The organism is Streptomyces sp. NPDC001056 (assembly GCF_053598955.1).
Map to the genome: position 1 here is coordinate 221,706 of NZ_JBSFLI010000003.1, position 19,419 is coordinate 241,124.

General features: G+C 73.5%; 17 protein-coding genes and 4 pseudogenes. 11 read left to right on the forward strand and 10 right to left on the reverse strand.

What is annotated here, in order from left to right:
• Positions 1-180 precede the first annotated feature (180 nt).
• The 3 genes from ACWDD7_RS05755 to ACWDD7_RS05765 all read right to left on the reverse strand — a co-directional run bounded on the left by ACWDD7_RS05755 (position 181) and on the right by ACWDD7_RS05765 (position 3,319).
• On the reverse strand, positions 181-1,770 hold the full coding sequence (locus ACWDD7_RS05755) for a transporter (protein ID WP_450456476.1): 1,590 nt from the start codon (positions 1,768-1,770) through the stop codon (positions 181-183).
• A complete protein-coding gene (locus tag ACWDD7_RS05760; RefSeq protein WP_351863761.1) occupies positions 1,767-2,543 on the reverse strand; it encodes an ABC transporter ATP-binding protein in 777 nt (258 codons plus the stop codon). The genes ACWDD7_RS05755 and ACWDD7_RS05760 overlap by 4 nt, the downstream gene beginning before the upstream one ends.
• A gap of 110 nt (positions 2,544-2,653) precedes the next feature.
• The gene (locus ACWDD7_RS05765) at positions 2,654-3,319 is read right to left on the reverse strand and encodes a bifunctional DNA primase/polymerase (protein WP_351863763.1); all 666 of its coding nucleotides are present in this window, start codon (positions 3,317-3,319) and stop codon (positions 2,654-2,656) included.
• 257 nt (positions 3,320-3,576) lie between these two features.
• On the opposite strand from ACWDD7_RS05765, the gene ACWDD7_RS05770 reads away from it, so the two are divergent.
• Both ACWDD7_RS05770 and ACWDD7_RS05775 read left to right on the forward strand, forming a co-directional pair.
• Positions 3,577-4,962 carry a transcriptional regulator gene (locus ACWDD7_RS05770; protein WP_351863766.1) on the forward strand — a complete coding sequence of 462 codons (1,386 nt, stop codon included), beginning with the start codon at positions 3,577-3,579 and terminating at the stop codon, positions 4,960-4,962.
• A 201-nt stretch (positions 4,963-5,163) separates the two neighbouring features.
• Positions 5,164-6,687, forward strand: a complete 1,524-nt coding sequence (locus tag ACWDD7_RS05775; RefSeq protein ID WP_450456477.1) for a hypothetical protein — start codon at positions 5,164-5,166, stop codon at positions 6,685-6,687.
• A 37-nt stretch (positions 6,688-6,724) separates the two neighbouring features.
• On the opposite strand, the gene ACWDD7_RS05780 is transcribed toward ACWDD7_RS05775, so the two are convergent.
• Positions 6,725-8,050 (reverse strand): ABC transporter substrate-binding protein, encoded by a 1,326-nt coding sequence (locus ACWDD7_RS05780; protein ID WP_450456478.1) that lies wholly within the window; start codon positions 8,048-8,050, stop codon positions 6,725-6,727.
• A gap of 116 nt (positions 8,051-8,166) precedes the next feature.
• On the opposite strand from ACWDD7_RS05780, the gene ACWDD7_RS05785 reads away from it, so the two are divergent.
• Together ACWDD7_RS05785 and purU are read left to right on the forward strand one after the other, a co-directional pair.
• Entirely contained in the window at positions 8,167-8,667 is a 501-nt protein-coding gene (locus ACWDD7_RS05785; protein ID WP_351863773.1) for an SCO4402 family protein, read from the forward strand.
• 46 nt (positions 8,668-8,713) lie between these two features.
• Positions 8,714-9,595: a formyltetrahydrofolate deformylase gene (gene purU / locus ACWDD7_RS05790; RefSeq protein ID WP_351863775.1), complete on the forward strand. Its 882-nt coding sequence runs from the start codon at positions 8,714-8,716 to the stop codon at positions 9,593-9,595.
• A gap of 24 nt (positions 9,596-9,619) precedes the next feature.
• Here the strand turns inward: purU and ACWDD7_RS05795 are convergent, their stop codons facing one another.
• Together ACWDD7_RS05795 and ACWDD7_RS05800 are read right to left on the reverse strand one after the other, a co-directional pair.
• The gene (locus ACWDD7_RS05795; RefSeq protein ID WP_450456479.1) at positions 9,620-10,135 is read right to left on the reverse strand and encodes an EF-hand domain-containing protein; all 516 of its coding nucleotides are present in this window, start codon (positions 10,133-10,135) and stop codon (positions 9,620-9,622) included.
• Between the two features lie 178 nt (positions 10,136-10,313).
• Positions 10,314-10,688, reverse strand: coding sequence for an STAS domain-containing protein (locus ACWDD7_RS05800; RefSeq protein WP_351863779.1), 375 nt, complete (start codon positions 10,686-10,688; stop codon positions 10,314-10,316).
• Between the two features lie 342 nt (positions 10,689-11,030).
• Between ACWDD7_RS05800 and ACWDD7_RS05805 the strand changes: the two genes are divergently transcribed.
• Positions 11,031-11,630 (forward strand): RNA polymerase sigma factor, encoded by a 600-nt coding sequence (locus ACWDD7_RS05805; RefSeq protein ID WP_450456480.1) that lies wholly within the window; start codon positions 11,031-11,033, stop codon positions 11,628-11,630.
• Positions 11,627-12,877: an MDMPI N domain containing protein gene (locus ACWDD7_RS05810; protein WP_450456481.1), complete on the forward strand. Its 1,251-nt coding sequence runs from the start codon at positions 11,627-11,629 to the stop codon at positions 12,875-12,877. The genes ACWDD7_RS05805 and ACWDD7_RS05810 overlap by 4 nt, the downstream gene beginning before the upstream one ends.
• 45 nt (positions 12,878-12,922) lie before the next feature.
• Here the strand turns inward: ACWDD7_RS05810 and ACWDD7_RS05815 are convergent, their stop codons facing one another.
• On the reverse strand, positions 12,923-14,890 hold the full coding sequence (locus tag ACWDD7_RS05815; protein WP_450456482.1) for a heavy metal translocating P-type ATPase: 1,968 nt from the start codon (positions 14,888-14,890) through the stop codon (positions 12,923-12,925).
• Positions 14,891-15,001: 111 nt separating this feature from the next.
• Between ACWDD7_RS05815 and ACWDD7_RS05820 the strand changes: the two genes are divergently transcribed.
• On the forward strand, positions 15,002-15,403 hold the full coding sequence (locus ACWDD7_RS05820) for an ArsR/SmtB family transcription factor (protein WP_351863790.1): 402 nt from the start codon (positions 15,002-15,004) through the stop codon (positions 15,401-15,403).
• An 18-nt stretch (positions 15,404-15,421) separates the two neighbouring features.
• On the opposite strand, the pseudogene ACWDD7_RS05825 reads toward ACWDD7_RS05820, so the two are convergent.
• Positions 15,422-16,076: pseudogene (locus ACWDD7_RS05825) on the reverse strand (AMP-binding protein).
• An 89-nt stretch (positions 16,077-16,165) separates the two neighbouring features.
• On the opposite strand from ACWDD7_RS05825, the pseudogene ACWDD7_RS05830 reads away from it, so the two are divergent.
• From ACWDD7_RS05830 to ACWDD7_RS05840, 3 genes and pseudogenes are all read left to right on the forward strand, one after another.
• Positions 16,166-16,575, forward strand: a pseudogene (locus ACWDD7_RS05830) (acyl-CoA dehydrogenase family protein); the annotation flags it as partial.
• Between the two features lie 390 nt (positions 16,576-16,965).
• A complete protein-coding gene (locus tag ACWDD7_RS05835; protein ID WP_450456565.1) occupies positions 16,966-17,100 on the forward strand; it encodes a hypothetical protein in 135 nt (44 codons plus the stop codon).
• Between the two features lie 3 nt (positions 17,101-17,103).
• Positions 17,104-17,589, forward strand: a complete 486-nt coding sequence (locus ACWDD7_RS05840; RefSeq protein ID WP_351863796.1) for an ATP-binding protein — start codon at positions 17,104-17,106, stop codon at positions 17,587-17,589.
• A gap of 262 nt (positions 17,590-17,851) precedes the next feature.
• Here ACWDD7_RS05840 and ACWDD7_RS05845 read toward each other — a convergent pair.
• Positions 17,852-18,053, reverse strand: a pseudogene (locus ACWDD7_RS05845) (cyclase family protein); the annotation flags it as partial.
• Positions 18,054-18,116: 63 nt separating this feature from the next.
• Between ACWDD7_RS05845 and ACWDD7_RS05850 the strand changes: the two are divergent.
• A pseudogene (locus tag ACWDD7_RS05850) lies at positions 18,117-18,392 on the forward strand (Zn-dependent alcohol dehydrogenase); the annotation flags it as partial.
• 6 nt (positions 18,393-18,398) lie between these two features.
• On the opposite strand, the gene ACWDD7_RS05855 reads toward ACWDD7_RS05850, so the two are convergent.
• The gene (locus ACWDD7_RS05855; protein WP_351863799.1) at positions 18,399-19,397 is read right to left on the reverse strand and encodes a GlxA family transcriptional regulator; all 999 of its coding nucleotides are present in this window, start codon (positions 19,395-19,397) and stop codon (positions 18,399-18,401) included.
• Positions 19,398-19,419 lie beyond the last annotated feature (22 nt).

The following is a 19,419-nucleotide window of genomic DNA, read 5'->3' on the forward strand; positions in this document are numbered from 1 at the left end:
AGCGGTCCGCCTCCCGCCAGAAAGATCCCCTCGGAGGCGGCGATCATTCCTGGCGGAGTGTCACTCGAATGAGGGGTGTTGCCCGCAGGGGCAGTATTTTCGAACTCCTGTCCCCATGAAGCCCGGTGAAAGCCCGGCCGCGGCCGTGGGGCGGCGGGCCCGCGGCGAGCGCCGGGGTGCTCACCCCTTGCTGACCGCCGCCAGGATCTCCGGCAGCCGTGCCGCCGCCCGCGGGGCCGCGAGGCGCAGCCCCAGCAGCGCGATCCCGGCGCCGTACACCGCGCCGACGGGCAGCAGCAGCCACGTCCGCCCGACGCCCGCCGTGCCGTGGGCCAGCCAGACGGTGAGGGCGATGAAGGGGGCGCACAGGACGGTGGCGGTGAGCATGCCGCCGAAGACGCCGATCCAGGCGAGGCCCGCCTGCCCGGGAACGACGTTCTTGAGTCCCTCCTGCGGGATCGAGTACGGGAACCGCGCCGAGGCCCACGCCCCGGCCGCCAGCATCGCCCCGAGCAGCGCCAGGGCCAGCCCCAGCACCCGCGGGAGCATGGGCCAGGCGTCCGACAGCGCGACGGTCACCACCGTGACGAGGACCGTGTGGGGGACGGTGATCAGCAGCAGGGCGAGGGCCCGGCCGCGCAACTCCTCGTACGCGTCCCGGGGCGAGGAGATGGTCAGGGCCACCATCCAGAAGGCGGAGGTGTCCTGCCCGAACTGGTTGTACATCTGGAGGCCGAGCATCCCGGCGGCGAAGCACGCGAAGTAGACCGAGCCGGTGTGCTGGAGCGCGTAGAACACCGGGATGATCAGCCCGATCGCCAGCGAGGTCACCCAGGCGGCCTTGGTCTTCGGGTCGCGCCAGATGTAGCGCAGCGAGCGCTCCATCACCGCGCCCGTGCGCCCGGCGGGCAGCAGCCGCGCGAGCCCGCCCGTGCCCCGGCGTTCCGCGCGCCCGGCGTCGGCGGCCTGGAGGGTGGACCCGTCCGGCGCGGTCATCAGCCTGGTCATGCTCCGCGCCCACGCGACGACCAGTGCCACCAACGCGACGGCGGTCAGCGCGAGTTGGGCCAGCGCGATGCCGTACGAACCCTCGCTCGCCGTGCGCACGGCCGCCACCGCGGACGCCGGCGGTATCCAGGACAGCACGTCGGCGACCGGCCGCAGCTGCCCGAGCCCGCCCGAACCCAGGCGGCGCGCGCCGAAGTTGGCCAGCTGTGTGCCGACGGCGATCACCAGCCCGCTGAGCACGGCCAGGTCGCGGCCCTTGCGGCTGGTGAGCAGCCGTACGTTGGCGGCGGCCACGGCCCGCGCGAGCGCCACGCACACCAGCAGCGCGAGGACCACCGCGACCACCGCGGTGGTCCAGCCCGCCGCGCCCCGCGCCGGCACCAGCACACAGCCGACCAGCAGCAGCAGGGTGACCAGCGGGCCGACGCCGACCAGGGAGGCCACGAGCAGGGCGCGCACCAGCGGCACGGGGCGCAGCGGCAGCATCACCAGACGGGTCGGGTCCAGCGTCTCGTCGCCGGTCGGGAAGAACAGCGGCAGGAAGGCCCAGCCCAGCGCGAGCACGGCCGCTGCGGTCACGGAGACGACCTCGCCGTCCGGCCGCCCGCTGAGCAGGATCATGCCCGGCAGCTGCGCGAGCGCGAACAGCAGCGCGAGGACGCTGGAGACGATGAACGCGTCCCGCCGCCCCCGCGACTGCCGCAGCCCGCCCCGCAGCAGGGACAGCTTCAGACGTACGACGGTGCCGGTCAGGTGCGTCATCGAGCCGCCCCGCCGCCCAGCCAGTCCAGGTCGGACCCGGCGTCGCGGCCGTTCGCGCCGACCAGCTCCAGGAACGCGTCCTGCAAGGCGGGGTGTCCGCCGCGCACCTCGGCGAGCGGTCCGGCGGCGCGGATGCGGCCGGCGGCCATCACCGCGACCCAGTCGCACAGCGACTCGACCAGCTCCATGACGTGGGAGGAGAAGACGACGGTGGCGCCGGAGGACGTGTACCGCTCCAGGACGCCCCGGATGGTCTGCGCGGACACCGGGTCGACACCCTCGAAGGGCTCGTCGAGGAACAGCACTTCGGGGTTGTGCAGCAGGGCCGCCGCGAGGCCGATCTTCTTGCGCATGCCGGTCGAGTAGTCGACGACCAGCTTGTGCTGGGAGCCGGCCAGGCCGAGCACGTCCAGGAGCTGGGTGGCCCGCTTGTCCACCTCGGCGCCGGGCAGCCCGCGCAACCGCCCCGTGTAGCCGAGGAGCTCGCGCCCCGACAGCCGCTCGAACAGCCGCAGCCCCTCGGGCAGCACCCCGATCCGCGCCTTCACGGCCACCGGGTCCCGCCACACGTCGTGCCCGACGACCTCCACGCTGCCCGCGTCCGGCCGCAGCAGCCCCGTCACCATGGAGAGGGTCGTGGTCTTCCCGGCCCCGTTCGGTCCCACCAGCCCGATGAACTTCCCCGCGGGCAGCTCCAGCTCGATCCCCCCGACGGCCACCTGCTCCCCGAACCGCTTCCAGAGCCCCCGTATACACACTGCGGCGTTGGTCATGCCGTGCAGCCTACGGTGGCGGGGCCGACCCGGAAGGGCCCGGGGAACCCCGCGAGCGACCACCGCCCGCCCGCACCCGCCGGCACACGAGGCCCCGGCGGACGAGCCCGCTACCGGTCCCTGCCACAGGCGTACGCGAGCGCCGCGATCAACTCCTCGACATCCGGCAGCCAACGGTTCGCCGGCGTCGGCCGCCGCGCCCACTGCACCGCCCCCCGCGCGCCGAACCGCGTGGGCGGCGCCGCCACGTACGCCCCCTCGCCCAGGGCCACCAGGTCGAGCGACCCCGGCACCCACCCCGACTTCCGCACCAGTTCGGGCGCCTTCGCCGCGCCCCCCGGCAGCACGAAGAACTGCATCCGCCGGTCGGGAGAGAGGGAGACCGGCCCGAGCGTGAGCGACATCCGCTCAAGGCGGGCCAGCGCCAGGAACCCCGCGCTCTCCGGGACGGACAGCGCGTCGAACGTGCGCCCCGTCGGCAACAGCACCGACGCCGTCGGCTGCTTCTGCCACAGCCGCCGTACCACCGTCGCGCTCCCCGTCGCCTGGTTCGCCCAGTCGGGGCGCGCGGGGTGCGCACCCGGCGCAGGGCAGGACGCGACGCCGCACGAGCAGCGCGGCATGCCGCCGAGGGGTTCCAGCCAGGTGCCCGGGAACACGTCCCAGTGCCGCTCCTCCGCGTAGCGCACGGCGGTTTCCTGTGGCGAATCCCCGCGTTGCTGCGGAATCTGCCCGGCAATCTGACTGTCTTCGGCGGCCGCGATCGTCTCTTCCACGCCCCACTCAACTCCCGCGCCCACCTGGAGTTACGGCCCCTGCCCGGCCGGGGGAGGAGCATCGCCCTCCCGCCCGGGGCGCATGGGTGCACCCGCGGGGGCGCGCGGTAGGGGGAGGGGTGCGATTTGGGTAGCCAGGAGTGGGGTTGGCATCAGCCGGTACCCGGCAAACCGCACATGTCACGCATTGACGGTATGTCAGCTGGGCAGTGATCTTTCCGAAAGGTCACGCTCCAGGGGTTCGCAGGGGGTAGCACATGGCCGCAAGGCCTCTCGTCGCGAGGCAGCCGAACGAAAGGCTGCAGGCACTCATCCAGGAAGCGGGGTGCTCCAACGCCGGACTGGCCCGGCGGGTCAACATGTGCGGCGCCGAGCACGGCCTCGATCTGCGCTACGACAAGACGTCCGTGGCCCGCTGGCTGCGCGGCCAGCAGCCCCGGGGCCGGGCGCCGGCGATCATCGCGGAGGCGCTCGGCCGCAAGCTGGGCCGTACGGTCACGATCGACGAGATCGGCATGGCCAACGGCAAGAACCTCGCCTCCGGGGTCGGCCTCCAGTTCTCGCCGACGGTGCTGGGGGCCATCGAGCAGGTCTGCGAGCTGTGGCGCAGCGACGTGGGCCGGCGGGACTTCCTCTCCGGCTCCTCGGTCGCCGCGTCCGCGCTGGTGGAGCCCAGCCGCGACTGGCTGATCTCCGCGCCCGACGCCCAGGTGGCCCGGCAGGCGGGCCCGCGCGTCGGCCAGTCCGACGTGGCCGCCGTGCGGTCCATGACCCAGGCCCTCACCGACCTCGACCACCAGTACGGCAGCGGGCATGTGCGCCCGGTCCTGGTGCACTACCTCAACAGCGTCGTCTCCGGACTCCTCGCGGGCTCGTACCGTGAGTCGACGGGACGCGAACTCTTCGCCGCCGTCGCGCGGTTGACGGAACTCGCCGGATACATGGCCGTGGACACCGGCCAACCCGGCCTGGCCCAGCGGTACTACATCCAGTCGCTGCGCCTCGCCCAGGCCGCCGGGGACCGCGGCTACGGCGGCTATGTCCTCGCCGCGTCCATGAGCCACCTCGCCGCACAGCTCGGGAACCCGCGCGAGATCGCCCAGTTGGCGCGCGCCGCGCAGGAGGGCGCACGGGGGCATGCGACCCCCCGGGTGGAGGCGATGTTCCACGCGGCCGAGGCGCGCGGGCACGCGCTGCTCGGCGACGCGCGCGCGGCGGGCTCCGCGACCGCGCGGGCGATCTCCGCGATGGAGCGGTGCGACGACGACTCCGGCGACGACCCGGTGTGGATCCGGCACTTCGACATGGCCTATCTGGCCGATGAGTTGGCGCACTGCCACCGCGACCTCGGACAGCCCGAGCAGTCCGCGCGCTACGCCGAGCAGTCCCTCGCGGGGCATCCCGCGTCCCGGGCCCGCAGGCGCGCGATCGGCTATGTGCTGCTCGCCACCGCCCAGGTGCAGCAGCGCGAGGTCGAACAGGCCTGCGCGACCGGCATGAAGGCGGTGGAACTGCTGGAGACGCTGCGTTCCGACCGGGGCGCGGAGTATCTCGACGATCTGCAGCAACGGCTCGAACCCTTCCGGGACGAGGCGGTCGTGCGGGAATTCGGGGCCCGCCTCGACCTCCAGCAGGCCGCGTGAACACCGGCCCCGCGCCCACGTGAACATGTGGCGAACGCCACCCGTGCGCACGGCGGGTGCCATATACAGCGTCGCGCGGGGCCGTTCTGTTACTGCTGTCACAGGCGGGAAGGCCGGGAGCCCGGCTGCGTGGCAACCGGCTCCGGGGACCCGGTAGCGTGACCCGACGATTCACAAGGTCCCCCATTGGTAGGAGTCCCGGTGACGCAGAGTGGACAGGGCGAGGAGCTCTCGGCGCAGCCCGCGCGCGAAGGCATCGTGCTGCCCTCCGACGGAGGAGAGCCCCTGCTGCCGGGCATGAACGCCACACCGGCCGGCGGACAGGCCTGGGGCGGCTCCTGGGGGCCCGAGCAGCAGGCGCCCCAGGCGGGAGCGCAGGGCCAGGGCTGGCCTCCGGCGGCCGCCCCGCAGTGGGGCGACCACGGCGCCCCGGGCGCCCAGCCCCCGTCCGGCGCGGGCCCGCTGCCCCCGGAGGGCGCCCCGGCCCCGTCGTACGGCGGCCAGCAGTACGGCGGTCAGCAGCCGGGGTACGGGACGCAGGACCCGTACCAGCAGCAGGGCCACCAGCCGCACCAGCAGCCTCACCACCAGGCGCACCAGCCCCAGCAGCCGCAGTACCCGGTCCCCGGCCAGGCCGCCCCGCTGCCCCCGGCCGCGGACAACGCCACCCAGTACCTGCCGCCGGTGCCCGCCCCCGCCGACGAGGGCGCCACGCAGTACATACCGCCGGTGACCGCCGGGGCGCTGCCGCCCGAGTCGGCCGGCGAGGAGACCCGCTACCTGGGGGTCAACAGGCAGACCCCGGCCCCGCCCGCGTCGCCCGACGCCGAGGCCACCCAGTACATCCCGCCGTACCAGGCCCAGGCCCAGGCCCAGGCCCAGGCCCAGGGGCAGGGCGGGGACCGGCAGCCGCCCGCCGAGTTCGACAACCTCTTCCGGGGCGGCCCGGCCTCCGACGCCCCGGCGGGCTCGACCCAGCAGCTCCCGCGCGTCGAGCAGCCGGGCGCCTACCAGCCGCCGTACGGCGCCGCGGCCCCGCAGTCGCCGTCGCCGTACACGCGCCACGACGACGGGCAGGACGAGCGGCCGCGGCGCCGCCCGTCGAAGGTGCCCATGATCGCGGCCGTCGGCGTCGGCATCGTCGTGGTCGGCGTCGGCGCGGGCGCGCTCCTCAGCGGCGGCGGTGGCTCCGGCGACACCGGCGGCAACAAGACGGTGGCCGCCACCTCCGCGGCCCCGGAGAGCTCCGCGCCCGCCGTCGACCCGGCGCGCGCGCAGGCGGTCGAGCTGGACAAGCTGCTCGCCGACAGCGGCAGCAGCCGGGCCTCGGTGATCAAGTCGGTGGCCGACGTCAAGCAGTGCGCGAACCTCGACGGCGCCGCCACCAGCCTGCGCGGCGCGGCCGGGCAGCGCAGCCAGCTGGTCACCCGGCTCGGCAAGCTCAGCGTGGACAAGCTGCCGGACAACGCCGCCCTGACGGCCGCCCTGACCAAGGCCTGGCAGGCCTCGGCCGCGGCCGACAGCCACTACGCGGCGTGGGCCGACCAGATCAAGGGCGGCGGCAAGAAGGCATGCCGCAAGGGCCACGCCAAGGCCACCGACGAGGCGCAGGCCGGCAACCGCGAGAGCGGCACCGCGAGCCAGCAGAAGGCGAAGGCGGCGGCGCTGTGGAACGTCATCGCCGCGAAGTACGGCCTGACCCAGCGCCAGCCCACCCAGCTCTGACCGCCGCTTCGAGGCCGCCGGAGACGCGGGCGAGGACTCACTGCACGTCCGCGTTCTCCAGGGTCCCGGTCATGTCGGTGGTGCCGTTGATCCCGCCGATGCCCCTGCGGGCCGCGACCAGCTCGCCGTCCCGCACCACCTGGAGGGTGACGTCGGCGTTCACCATCCGCGGGAAGCCGACCGAGGCCAGCTTGCCCTCGTAGGGCCAGCGCAGCGTGGGGGTGAGCCCCCCGGTGGAGACCTCCAGGCCGCCGTCCAGCGTCTTGCGCACGGAGTCGGCGGTCACCTCGCCGTCGCCGATCTTCTCCAGCGCGGCCTTCAGCACGGTGTAGGCGATCCAGGTGGTCTGCACCCCGGCGTCCGCGGGGTCGATGCGGTTGTCGCCGAAGGCCTCCTTGTTGATCACCTGCCTCATCTGCTTCCAGCGGGCGTCGGTCGCGGGCGGGTACCAGCCGGTGACGTACGCCCCCTCGTACGGGCCCGCCGAACCGCCCGTCGCGTTGATCATCGTCTGGTCGACGTTGCCGAGCACCGTGCCCACCCGCACCGCCGGGTAGGCCGCGCGTTCCCGCCGGAAGGAGTCCATGAAGGTGTCGGTGCGGTCGCCCAGCGCGGGCACCACGCACCCCTTCCGCAGCGCGTCGCCGGCCGCGTACCGCAGCGCCTTGTCGGACGGGGTGCTGTACTCGGTGAGGTCCTCCGCGGCGAGCTGGTCCTGCGCCTTCGGGTGCCCGCCCGCCTTCAGGCCGGAGTCGAGCATGGCGGGCAGCTCGTCGCCCGCGATGCTGTCGGGGCGGACCAGCGAGACCGGACCGCAGTCTGCCGCGAGCGCGCGGCCGAGACCGGCGAGCAGCGCGGGCTGTCCGCCGTTGACCGGGTACGACATCATCCCGGTGAACTCGTCGGTGGTGACGCCGTAGCCCCCGATATAGGGGATGCCCGAGCTTTCCAGCGGGGCGAGGAAGGAGTCGCCGAACTGGCTGTAGGAGCCGACGACGGCGACCACGTTCTCGGCCGCCGCCCACCGGGCGCACTTGGCGGCGCCCACGCTGTTGTTGTGGTCGTTGCAGGTCAGGACCTGGAGCTTGTGACCGCTGATGCCCCCCTGGGAATTGATCCACTTGGCGTACGCCAGGGCCATCGCCGGCATGCCCGGCTTGTTGGTGGCGCCGGTGTCCTGCGGCGCCCAGGTCATGACCTTGACGGGGTCCGGCGCGCCCGTGACGGAGGGGAGGACCCCGCATCCGGCGGTGAGCGAAGCGCACAGGGCCATCGCACCCAGGGACAGGGCGGCTGCTCTGCCGGGGCGAAAGGAGGCGGAGGGAAGGGGGTCTGCGCTGGTGGTGCGTGGCCTGCCGGTCATGACCCGCACGATTCCCTCACACCGCTAACCTTCGAGTGATCCACAGTCAACAGAAGGTGACTCCCGGGTGAATTGCGGGGGTCGGTGCGGCTTCCGGACTGATGAACGTACGATCGGTGACCGTGCAAGGTTCGGAGAACTCTTCCCGTCGCGGCCGTCGCTCCTCCACCATGGGCGGCATGCCTCTGAACGACATGCCGTGGTGGCGCTGGCGCACACACGTGCGTTCGGCACTGCACATGCTCTCGGACCCCGTCTTCCAGCGGGACGTCTGGCTGGCCGGCGTCGACGGGTACGGCGACGTCACCGACGCCGTGTACCGGCTGGTGGAGGACACCTGGCTGGACAACTGGTCCGCGGAGAAGTACGTCGGCACCATCTTCCGCGACTCGCAGGAGGCGGCGCTCGTCGACACCGCGGTGCTGCGGGTGCTGCGGATCATGCACCAGGTCGGTCCGGACGCACCGGTCTCCGTCTACGTCGACCATCCGGGCTGGCCGGAGGCGGTACGCGCGGCGCGCGACGCGCATGTGCGGATGGCGGCGAGCGACGGGGAGGACGCGGACGCGCCGCCGAAGAGCCTGGAAGTGCTGCGGATCCTTACCCGGTCCGCGTAGCGGACGCCGGCCCGTCGCGCGGGGTCCGTGTGGGACCCTGAGTTGCATGAACGAGCAGTCCGCGCCCGCCGCCGCCCCGGCCGACCAGTACGTCCTCACCCTGTCCTGCCCGGACAAGAAGGGGATCGTGCACGCCGTGTCCAGCTACCTGTTCATGACCGGCTGCAACATCGAGGACAGCCAGCAGTTCGGCGACCACGACACGGGCCTGTTCTTCATGCGCGTCCACTTCACGGCCGAGGAGCCGGTCACCGTGGACAAGCTGCGCGCGAGCTTCGCCGCGATCGGCGACTCGTTCCGCATGGACTGGCAGATCCACCGGGCCGACGCGAAGATGCGCATCCTGCTGATGGTCAGCAAGTTCGGGCACTGCCTGAACGACCTGCTGTTCCGGGCCCGGATCGGCGCGCTGCCCGTGGAGATCGTCGGCGTGGTCTCCAACCACACCGAGTTCGAGGAGCTGGTCGGCTCCTACAACATTCCGTTCCACCACATCCCGGTCACCAAGGACACCAAGGCGGAGGGTGAGGGCCGGCTGCTCGACATCGTCCGCGAGGAGCGGGTCGAGCTGGTCGTGCTCGCGCGCTACATGCAGGTCCTCTCGGACGACCTGTGCAAGCAGCTCAGCGGCCGGATCATCAACATCCACCACTCCTTCCTGCCGAGCTTCAAGGGCGCCAAGCCGTACCACCAGGCGCACGCCCGGGGCGTGAAGCTGATCGGTGCCACGGCGCACTATGTGACGGCCGACCTCGACGAGGGGCCGATCATCGAGCAGGAGGTCGAGCGGGTGGGGCACGGCGTGACCCCGGACCAGCTGGTGGCGATCGGCCGGGACGTGGAGTGCCAGGCGCTCGCGCGTGCGGTGAAGTGGCACGCGGAGCGCCGGATCCTGCTGAACGGGCGGCGTACGGTGGTCTTCGCCTGATGCTTCACCGGGCCGCTCGCCGGCTCACTGCTCGGCGATGGTGAAGTAGCGCGCGAACGCCGGTACGACGTCCCGCTCGTCGATCGCCCCGTCTCCGTCCGCGTCCAGCGCGGCGGCGACGGGCCCGGCGATCTCCTGCGGCACCTGGCACGCCCGCAGCAGCCGGGTGGTGTCCTCGACGGTGATCCGGCCGTCCCCGTCGGCGTCCGCGACGGCCAGCGCGGCGTGCAGGAAGGGGCGGGCGATCTCGGCGAACCGCTCGGGGTTGTCGCGCAGCCGCTTGACCGCGCCGCCCACGAACTCCTGGCGGGTGATGCGCTGATCGCCGTCGCGGTCCGCGATCCCGGCCATGCCCTGCCAGAACGCCTCGGCACCGGCGTAGAGCGCCTGCCCCTTGTCGGAGCGGGCGGCCACGGCGAACTCGGCGAGCAGCGCCTTGGCCACCGAATTGAAGTCCTCGCGGGCGATGAATCCGTTGCCGTCCTGGTCGAAGGTGGCGAACCGGGCGGCGATCCTGCGCTCGTACTCGGTGCTGACCATGTCTGTTCGGGCCGCCTTACGTGTGCGTGGGGGGTGATCGCGCGTTCGTCGCGGATCTCGCGTTACTCGCACGGAGCGTACGGCCTGGGTCACGGCAAAGTGACGGAAAACAGATGGTTGTGCCAAGACCGGGGGAATTCCGCGACAAGAGTGTGGTCCTGTCGCGAAGTCCGGGGGCTCAGGCCGAGAGGGGACCCGCCTCCTCGGTGGTGGCGGAGCCGAGGTCCGGGTGGCAGTCGAAGAGGCGGCGGACGCCGAGCGCGCCGAGGACCCGGTTGACGTGCGAGCCGTCGTCGGCGCCCCGGTCGGGCAGGATCAGCCGCAGCCGGCCCTGGCAGGAGCGGATCAGCCGGCGGGCGGCGATCAGCACGCCGACCCCGCTGGAGTCGCAGAAGAAGACGTCGGAGAGGTCCACGACCAGACTGTGGTGGCCCTCGGCCACGACGTCGTGCACGTGTTGGCGCAGCACCGGCGAGGTCATGAGGTCCAGTTCGCCGCGCACCTGGAGCACGGCCCACTCGCCTCTCTCCACGCCGGTCACATCGAATGCCACGGCCCAGCCCCTCCGCTCGCGGGTTCTCCCGGAACCGCCCGGAACCGGAAGCCGTTCCTACGTTTCATTCCGCGCGGCTGCCCAGCCGCGTTTCCCTGAAACGCGATGCGGCAAACAGCACCTGATCGTTTGTGGCCTGCTTTCGGTCACTGTCGATCCCCTTCGATCAGATATACGCGTGCCGTGTATGGAGAAACTGTGAAGGGGGCACTATCACCTGCGGCGCTCCGGGGGTGTGCTTTGCCGCAAAGAGACATGCGTTTTCGGTGGTGCCGACTACATTCGGGACAACGGTCGCACGGACACCGGCAGTTCGGCCGCCGGGCGAGGGGAGGGGACCCCATGGCCAAGAAGGACGCGCCACCGCGCTGGGACCGCAAGATGCAGCAGCGGCTCGCCCGCGGCGAGGCGGCCGCGCTGGGCGAGACGTACGACCGGTTCGCCTCCCTGGTGCACAGCCTGGCCCACCGTGTCCTCGGCGAGGAGAAGGCCGCCGACGCCGTCACCCGCGAGGTCTTCGCGCACATCTGGGAGCACCCCGAGAGGTACGACCCGAAGCAGGGCCCGCTGCGCACCTGGATCGCCGCCGTCACCCACCGCCTCGCGGTCCAGCGCCTGCGGGACCGGGAGGAACGGGACCGCGGCGGGCTGCCGGGCGGGCAACCGGACGGCGCCGGGGAACCGGTGAGCGGCGAGGACCTGGAGAGCAAGGTGCGCCGCGCCTCCGTGGCCGCCCGCGCCGACTACATCGTGCACTCCATGCCGGTCCCGCTGCGCCACGCGCTCGAACTGGCCTACTTCCAGCGCCGCGACTACCGCCAGACGGCCGCCGACCTGGGCGTCACCGAGGACGAGGCCCGCCGCCGGCTCCGCCTGGGCCTCCAACTCCTGTCCACCGCGCACGACGCCGGGGCGCCTCCGGGCTACGGCGGTGCGGCATGAGCGGCGCCGAGGAGTTCCGGGTGGAGTTCGGGGAGCCTCGCGAGCGGCGGATACCGATGCCCCGCGCCGCCGTGGAGGACGGCGGGCGCCCGCTGCCCGATCCGGCCGGCCGGGGCGAGGACCCGTCCGTGCCGCTCGACCTGCCGCACGACGTCCTCAAGTCGCTGCTCGGCGCGTGGGCGCTGGCCGCGTGCTCGGCGGCGGAGACGGCGGCCGTGGAGCACCACCTGGGCGACTGCGGCGGCTGCGCCGACGAGGCCCGCCGGCTGCGCGAGGCGGTCGGTCTGCTGCACCAGCCCGAGACCCTCGACCTGGACCCGGCCCTGCGCACCCGCGTCCTGGAGGCCTGCCTCGACCGCCGGCCGCCGCGCATCCCGGTACCGGAGTGGGCCGCGCCCTACGACGCCGAGACCGCCCGACTGGACGCGCTGCTCCAGGACTTCGGGGACGCGGAGTGGCATGCGCCGGTGCGGCTGCGGTGGTTCGAGGACGACGTCCGGACGAGCCGTCGTACGACCGTCGCGGGCGTCATCGCGCATCTGCTGGCCGTGGACGGCCTGATCGCGACGGCGCTGGGCCTGGACGACCCGCCGGCGGACGCCGACCGGACGGCCGGTCCGGCCGCCCGCACGGAGGCCCTGTGGAGGTCCACCCCCTTCCCGCAGACCAGAGCGGTCCGCGCCCCCTGGCGCGAGCAGACCCACGGCCTGGTACGGACGGTGTCCTTCACCGGCGGCGACACGGGCGGACTCGCCGTCTCCTACGGCGACTTCCACCTCCCGCTGCACGACGCGATGCTGGACCGCGCCTTCGGCTGCTGGGTGCACGCGGAGGACATCGCGGACGCGGTGGACTACCCGTACCGCCCGCCGGCCCCGCGCCACCTCAACCGGATGATCGACCTGGCCGTCCGCCTCCTGCCCGGCGCCCTCGCCACCCGCCGCCGCTCCGGTCTCTCCGCCCCGCCGCGCACCACCCGCCACCTGGCCCCCGCAGGCACCCCCGGCCGCACCCTCCGCCTGGAGATCGAGGGCCCCGCCGGCGGCACCTGGCTGATCCCCCTCGACTCCCCGGCCGCGACCCCCTCCACCGACCACGAGGTCGCCCACGTCGCCCTGGACTCCGTCGAGTTCTGCCACCTGGCCGCGGGGCGTCTCCTTCCGGAGGAGGCGGCGGCGGGCCAGCTCGGGGACCGGGAGGCGATCAGGGATGTGCTGTACGCGACGGCGTCTCTGAGCAGGATGTGAACCGCGCCCGACCGGGGCGCGCTCGGCGGGTCCGGCGGCCCGGGGTCAGCGGGCCCGGTCCGGGCGCGACCGCTGCCACGCCCCGTCCGCCAGCAGCCGCAGCCCGTTGAGGCCCACGACGACCGTGGAGCCCTCGTGTCCGGCGACGCCGAGGGGGAGGGGGAGGGTGCCGACCAGGTCCCAGAGGACCAGGGCGGTGATGAACAGGGCCGCGACGCACAGGTTCTGGACCACCAGGCGGCGGGCCCGGCGGGAGAGGCGTACGACAGCGGGGATCGCGGCCAGTTCGTCGCGGACCACGACCGCGTCGGCGGTCTCCAGGGCGAGGTCGGAGCCGGCGCGGCCCATCGCGATGCCGGTGTGGGCGGCGGCCAGGGCGGGCGCGTCGTTGACGCCGTCGCCGACCACCAGGACCTTGCGGCCCGACCGTTCCATCTCCTGGACGACGGCGACCTTGTCCTGGGGGAGGAGGCCCGCGCGCACGTCGGTGATGCCGACCTCGGCGGCGAGCCGGGCCGCCGCGCGCGGGTTGTCGCCGGTCACCAGCACCGCGCCGGTGCCGGTCAGCCCGGCCAGGGCGGCCACCGTGGCGGCACCCTCCTCGCGCAGCCGGTCGGCGATGCCCAGGACCCCCGCCGGGGTGCCGTCGAGGGTGACCAGCACCGCCGTACGGCCCTCCTGCTCCAGATCGGCGACGGCCGGGTGAACGGTGCGGTCCGCCAGGAGGCGGGCGGGGCTGCCCACCGCGACGGTACGGCCCTCGACCCGCGCGCTCACGCCCGCGCCCGGGGTGGAGGCGAAGTCCCCGGCCGGCGGAAGGTCCAGGCCCCGGACGCGGGCGGAGTCCACGATCGCGCGGGCCAGCGGATGCTCGCTGGGGTGCTCGGCGGCCGCGGCCAGCCGCAGCAGCTCCCGCTCGTCCAGGCCGGACCCGGGGAGCGGGCGGACGTCGGTGACGCGGGGCGTGCCCTCGGTCAGCGTGCCCGTCTTGTCCAGCGCCACCGCGTCCACCTGGCCGAGCCGCTCCATGACCACGGCCGACTTCACCAGCACGCCGTGCCGTCCGGCGTTGGCGATGGCCGACAGCAGCGGGGGCATGGTGGCGAGGACGACGGCACACGGAGAGGCGACGATCATGAAGGTCATCGCGCGCAGCAGCGTGGTGCGCAGATCCGCGCCGAACAGCAGCGGCAGCACGAACAGCGCGACCGTGGCCGCGACCATGCCGAGGGAGTAGCGCTGTTCGACCTTCTCGATGAACAGCTGGGTCGGCGCCTTGGTCTCGGAGGCCTCCTCGACCATGGCCACGATCCGGGCGATCACCGAGTCGGAAGGGTCCCGTTCGACCTTCACCCGCAGGGCGCCGGTGCCGTTCAGGGTGCCGGCGAACACCTCGGCCCCGGCCTCCTTGACCACGGGCAGCGGCTCGCCCGTGATGGTGGCCTGGTCGACCTCGCTCGCCCCGTCCAGCACCCGGCCGTCGGCGCCGATCCGCTCACCCGGCCGTACCAGGATCGTGTCGCCCACGCGCAGTCGGGCGGTGGGCACCCTCGACTCCCCGTCGGCGTCGGTCAGCAGCGTGGCGGTGGCCGGGGCGAGATCGAGCAGGCCGCGCACCGAGTCCGCGGTGCGGGCGGTGGCGATCGCCTCCAGGGCGCCGGAGGTGGCGAAGATGACGATCAGCAGCGCCCCGTCCAGCACCTGTCCGATCGCGGCCGCGCCGAGCGCGGCGACGACCATGAGCAGGTCCACGTCCAGGGTCCTGTCCCACAGCGCCCGCAGCCCGGCCCAGCCGGGCTCCCAGCCGCCGGTGACGTAGACGGCCGCGAACACCGGCCCCCACGCCCACGCGGGCGCTCCGGTCAGGTGCAGCGGCAGCCCGACCAGGAACAGCACCAGCGCGGCCGCCGCCCACCGGGCCTCGGGCAGCGCGAAGATCCGCGTGCGCCGCCGGGGCGCCACCGTGTCGCGGGCGACGCCGGCCTCGGCCGGGCGGGTGAGCGTGGAAGACATGGCGGAGGGGGCCCTTCTCCGGTCGGGGACATGACGGGCTGCCTCACCACCGTAGCAGGAACGAATGAAGAGACATTCATGTGTTCATGTGTGGTGCCGTAGCATGGGCCCATGGGTCATGGAGCCGCACAGCCAGCCGGAAGCGTCCCCCGCGCACGGCTGGACGCCGCGAACGCCGCCAAGGTCGCCAACACCCTCCAGGCGCTGGCGACCCCCTCGCGGCTGCTCATCCTGGCCCGCCTGCGTGAGGGCCCGCTGCCCGCGACCGAGCTGGCCGCCGAGGTCGGCATGGAGCAGTCCGCCTGCTCCCACCAGCTCCGCCTGCTGCGCAACCTGGGTCTCGTCGTCGGCACCCGCAAGGGCCGCTCGGTCGTCTACTCCCTCTACGACAACCACGTCGCCGAACTCCTCGACCAGGCCATCTACCACGTCGAACACCTGCGCCTCGGTCTCAGCGACACATCCGGCGCGGCGGGCTCGGAACCGGGGACGGCGACCGCGGCGACCGTGTGATGCCGCCGGGCGCGCGGCCTACGGGGCGGGCCGCGAGAACCACTCCCGCAGCCTGTACTTGAGCACCTTCCGCAGCGCCCCGTTCCGCGGCAACGCCTCCGCCTCCAGGCGCTCCGGGAGTCTGTGCGGGGCCAGGCCCCGGGTGCGGAGGCAGGAGACGATCCCGGGCAGGGTCAACGAGGCCGTCGCGGGGCGCTGTTCCACCACCGCGCACACCAACTCCCCCCGCTCCGCGTCCGGCAGGCCGATCACCGACGTGTCCGCGATCGCGGGATGGCCGTGGAGCAGGTCCTCGATCTCCCGCGCGGAGATGTGCTCCGATCCCGCCGTCGACGATGCGGATCTCCATGCCCTCGGGTGGGCGGCCCTCGGTGGTGGCCAGGTTCGCCGGGGTGTCCGAGGGGTCGCCCATGGTGATCACCGGGGCCTCGGTCGTGCCGTAGCCGTGGGTGAGCTGGACGCCCAGTTCGCGGACCCCCTGGTGGTAGAGGTCCGGCGGTTCGGGGGCGCCGCCACAGGCGAGGGACGACTGGAGGAAGACCGGCCGGTCGGGGGTGAGGGCGGCGCGGCGGGTGGCCGGCTCCCACAGGGTGCGGGCGGAACCCAGGGACTGCGCGGCCTCGTGCACGTGTGCTCCCTGCCGTGGCTGGCGGGGCGTCAGATGCCATGGCATGTCATCTGATGGTTCATCAGATGAGGCCGCCCGGCGGAGGGGGCTCGGTCTTCAAGCTCCGGTACTCGCACGCCCGTCAGGAGCTGTACGACACCGCCGCCGTCCTCCTCGCCGCCGCCGGGCAACTGGGCACGGCCGTACGGGTGGCGGAACCGGCGGTGCAACACGCCCGGACCCGGGAGCAGTTCGGGCGGCCGATCGGGGCGTTCCAGGCCGTCCAGCACCTGTGCGCGGACCTGCTGGTGCGGGCCGAGACCGCGCGGGCCGCCGTCTACGCGGCCGCCGTCACCGGGGACCCGGCCGACATCGCCGCCACCCGGCTGCTCGCCGACGAGGCCGCCGAGCGCGGGGCCCGCGACTGCCTCCAGGTGCACGGCGGCCTGGGCTTCACCTGGGAGGCGCGGACGTCCATCTGCATCTGAAGCGGGCGTGGGTGCGGGCGCGCCGGGCCGGCGGTGTCACGGAGAGTGAGGAAATGCCCGCCGCCGGATTGGTCTCCTGGGTGTGCTGCCCTGCGCCGAGACCGAAGTCATGGCCCAAGATGTCGCGGATCGTGGCGTACCGGAATCACAGAGCGTTGATACCGGGTTGTGTCCTTCGCGAGGGCTCGTCACGGCCCGGAGTCGGGCGGTGCTCCGGTACCTTGTGTGGGATGCGAGTGGCTGCGAACGCGGGCGGTGCCGGCGGTGCCTCTGGGACGGCGCCGGAATACGCGGTGCGCGCCGCTGCTCGCGGGGCGGGCCGGGTGGAAGCCCCCGCCTGTTCGACTCCCCGGCACGAGCGTCGCACAGTATGCCCTACGCGTACTCCTTCGCGAGGGAATATGCCCGAAGCGCTTGTTGGGGTGACTGTACGTCAACCATGCTGTGAGGCAAGGAGATCACGTTCCGTGACCTTTGCTCTGGCTGTTGTCCAGGCCATGCAGGAAATGGCTACGATCGTGGCCCTCGTGACCGTCGTCCCGGCTCGCGCCGGGGCGGTGCGGTGGCGCGGGGCCGTGTTCTCGCCGGTTCGGATGGTGTGAGCGGTGCAGGTGCTTCAAGTGCAGCTGGAGATCCGGCCCGACCCCGCGGAGGTGGGGCGCGCCAGGAAGTGGGCCCGCTCGCGGCTCGACGGGCTGGGCATAGCGGCCGACGAGCCGGTGGCCGAGACCCTGGTCCTCCTCGTCTCCGAGCTGGTCACCAACGCCGTGGTGCACACCGGCCGTCCGGCGGTCCTGCGGCTCTCCCTGCCCGGCACCCGGGCCGCCGCCCCCTCGCCCACGGTGCGCGTGGAGGTGACCGACGCCTGCTCCCGCGCCCCCGTGCCGCGCTGCGCCGGCGGTGACGCCACCGGCGGCCGGGGCCTCGCCCTCGTGGACTGCCTCGCCGACCGCTGGGGCTGGAGCCGTGACGGCGCCGGCAAGAGCATCTGGTGCGAGGTGGACGGCGGCGCGCGCGATGAGGGGAGCGCGGCGGTGGCGTACGGGGGCGGCCCGTCCGCATACGAGGATCTCGCCTTCGAGGCGGTGTAGCCCCGGGGCGGTCCGGTGCGCCGGGGGGTGCCCCCGTGCGCGGGTGCCGTGAACCGGCCGTATGTCCTGCACCGGCACCCCGGCATTGACGATCCGTGAGCGGCTGAACACGCTGGTGTGCGTGGATTCGCCGCGAGGGGACGGCGAGGGCCGGGCGGCGGCCGTGGGTCCTCACCGATGCGGGTCGCACCGGACGGCGGCGCGGGCGAGCGGCGAAGGGAGCGGTCGCGCCGCCAACCGCCGGGCCGCGGGGGCGTGTTGATCACAGGATCGCGACCGGTGCCACCGGTGTCCACGTCGCGCCGACGAACGCTCGGGCATCGCCGACAGCGGGAACGCGTGGTGCCCGCGTTCTCCACAGGCTGTGGACAACTCTTCGGGATTCCAGTTCTGTCCTGGAGCATCCCCATCTCCACCAGGTGCAGCGCGCGCACCGGCAGCCATGGATTGTCGATCTCGGCAGGTCCTCCGGTGTGACCGCGTGGCCGCCCGCCAGCCGGTCCACGCCCCGCGCCCGCGCCACGTCCGACCGGCACGGCCAGGCGATCCTCCTCGGCGTGCCCCCGGCCACCGCCGAGGCGTCCTTCCGTGTCTCCACCCTCTACCTCGACAAGTCCGTCCTGGGCTGTCGCTACGGCTCCGCCCGCCCCCAGCGCGACATCGCCCTGTACGCCGGCCTGTACCGCCAAGAGTGGCTGATGCCGGACGAGTTGGTGTCGGCCGTCTACCCGGTGGAGGACTTCGAGAAGGCGCGGGCGGACGCGGAGGCGGGCCGGGTGGCGCGGGCCGTACTCACCTTCTGACGCGCGTCACCCGGCCACGGCGAGCGCGCGGAAGGTCCGCCGGTAGGCGGTCGGCGTCACCCCCAGCGCCTGTTGCATGTGCTGCCGCATCGACTGGGCCGTACCGAACCCCGCCGACCGCGCCACCTGGTCCATGGAGAGGTCGGTGGACTCCAGCAACTGCCTTGCCCGCTCGACGCGTTGCTGGGTGAGCCACTGCCCGGGGCTGACGCCGACCTCCTCGCGGAAGCGCCGGGTGAAGGTGCGGACCGACATGGCCTCCTGCTCGGCCAGGTCGCGCAGCTGGATCGGCTCGTGCAACCGGGCCAGCGCCCAGGCGCGCGCGGCGGTGGTGGTGGCGAGCTGGGGGTCGGGCACCGGGCGCTCTATGTACTGGGCCTGGCCGCCGTCGCGGTGCGGGGGGACGACCATGCGCCGGGCCACGTCGTTGGCGACGGCCGCGCCGAAGTCGCGGCGGACCATGTGCAGGCACAGGTCGATCCCGGCGGCCACTCCCGCCGAGGTCAGCACGTCGCCGTCGTCGATGAACAGCACGTCCGCGTCCACCTCGACCCTCGGGAACATCCGCTGGAAGTGCTCGGCCTCGGCCCAGTGGGTGGTCGCCGGACGGCCGTCGAGGTGGCCGGCGGCGGCGAGGACGTACACCCCCGTGCAGATGGAGGCGAGCCGGGTGCCGGGCCGGATCAGGGCGAGCGCGGCGGCCAGTTCCTCGGTCAGCCGCCCCTCCTCGAAGACCGGGCCCAGTTCGTACGACGCCGGGACGATCACCGTGTCGGCGTGGGCCAGCGCCTCGGGGCCGTGCGGCACGTGGACGCAGAAGTCGGCGTCCGTCTCGACCGGACCCGGGGGCCGCACCGAGCAGGTGAGGACCTCGTACAGATGCCGTCCGCGCGCGTCCTTGGGGCGGCCGAAGACGCGGTGCGGGATGCCCAGCTCGAAGGGGAGCAGCCCGTCGAGGGCGAGGACGACGACCCGGTGCGGACGGAACTCCTCGGCGACACTCATGGCCCGATCCTAGCGAATGCTG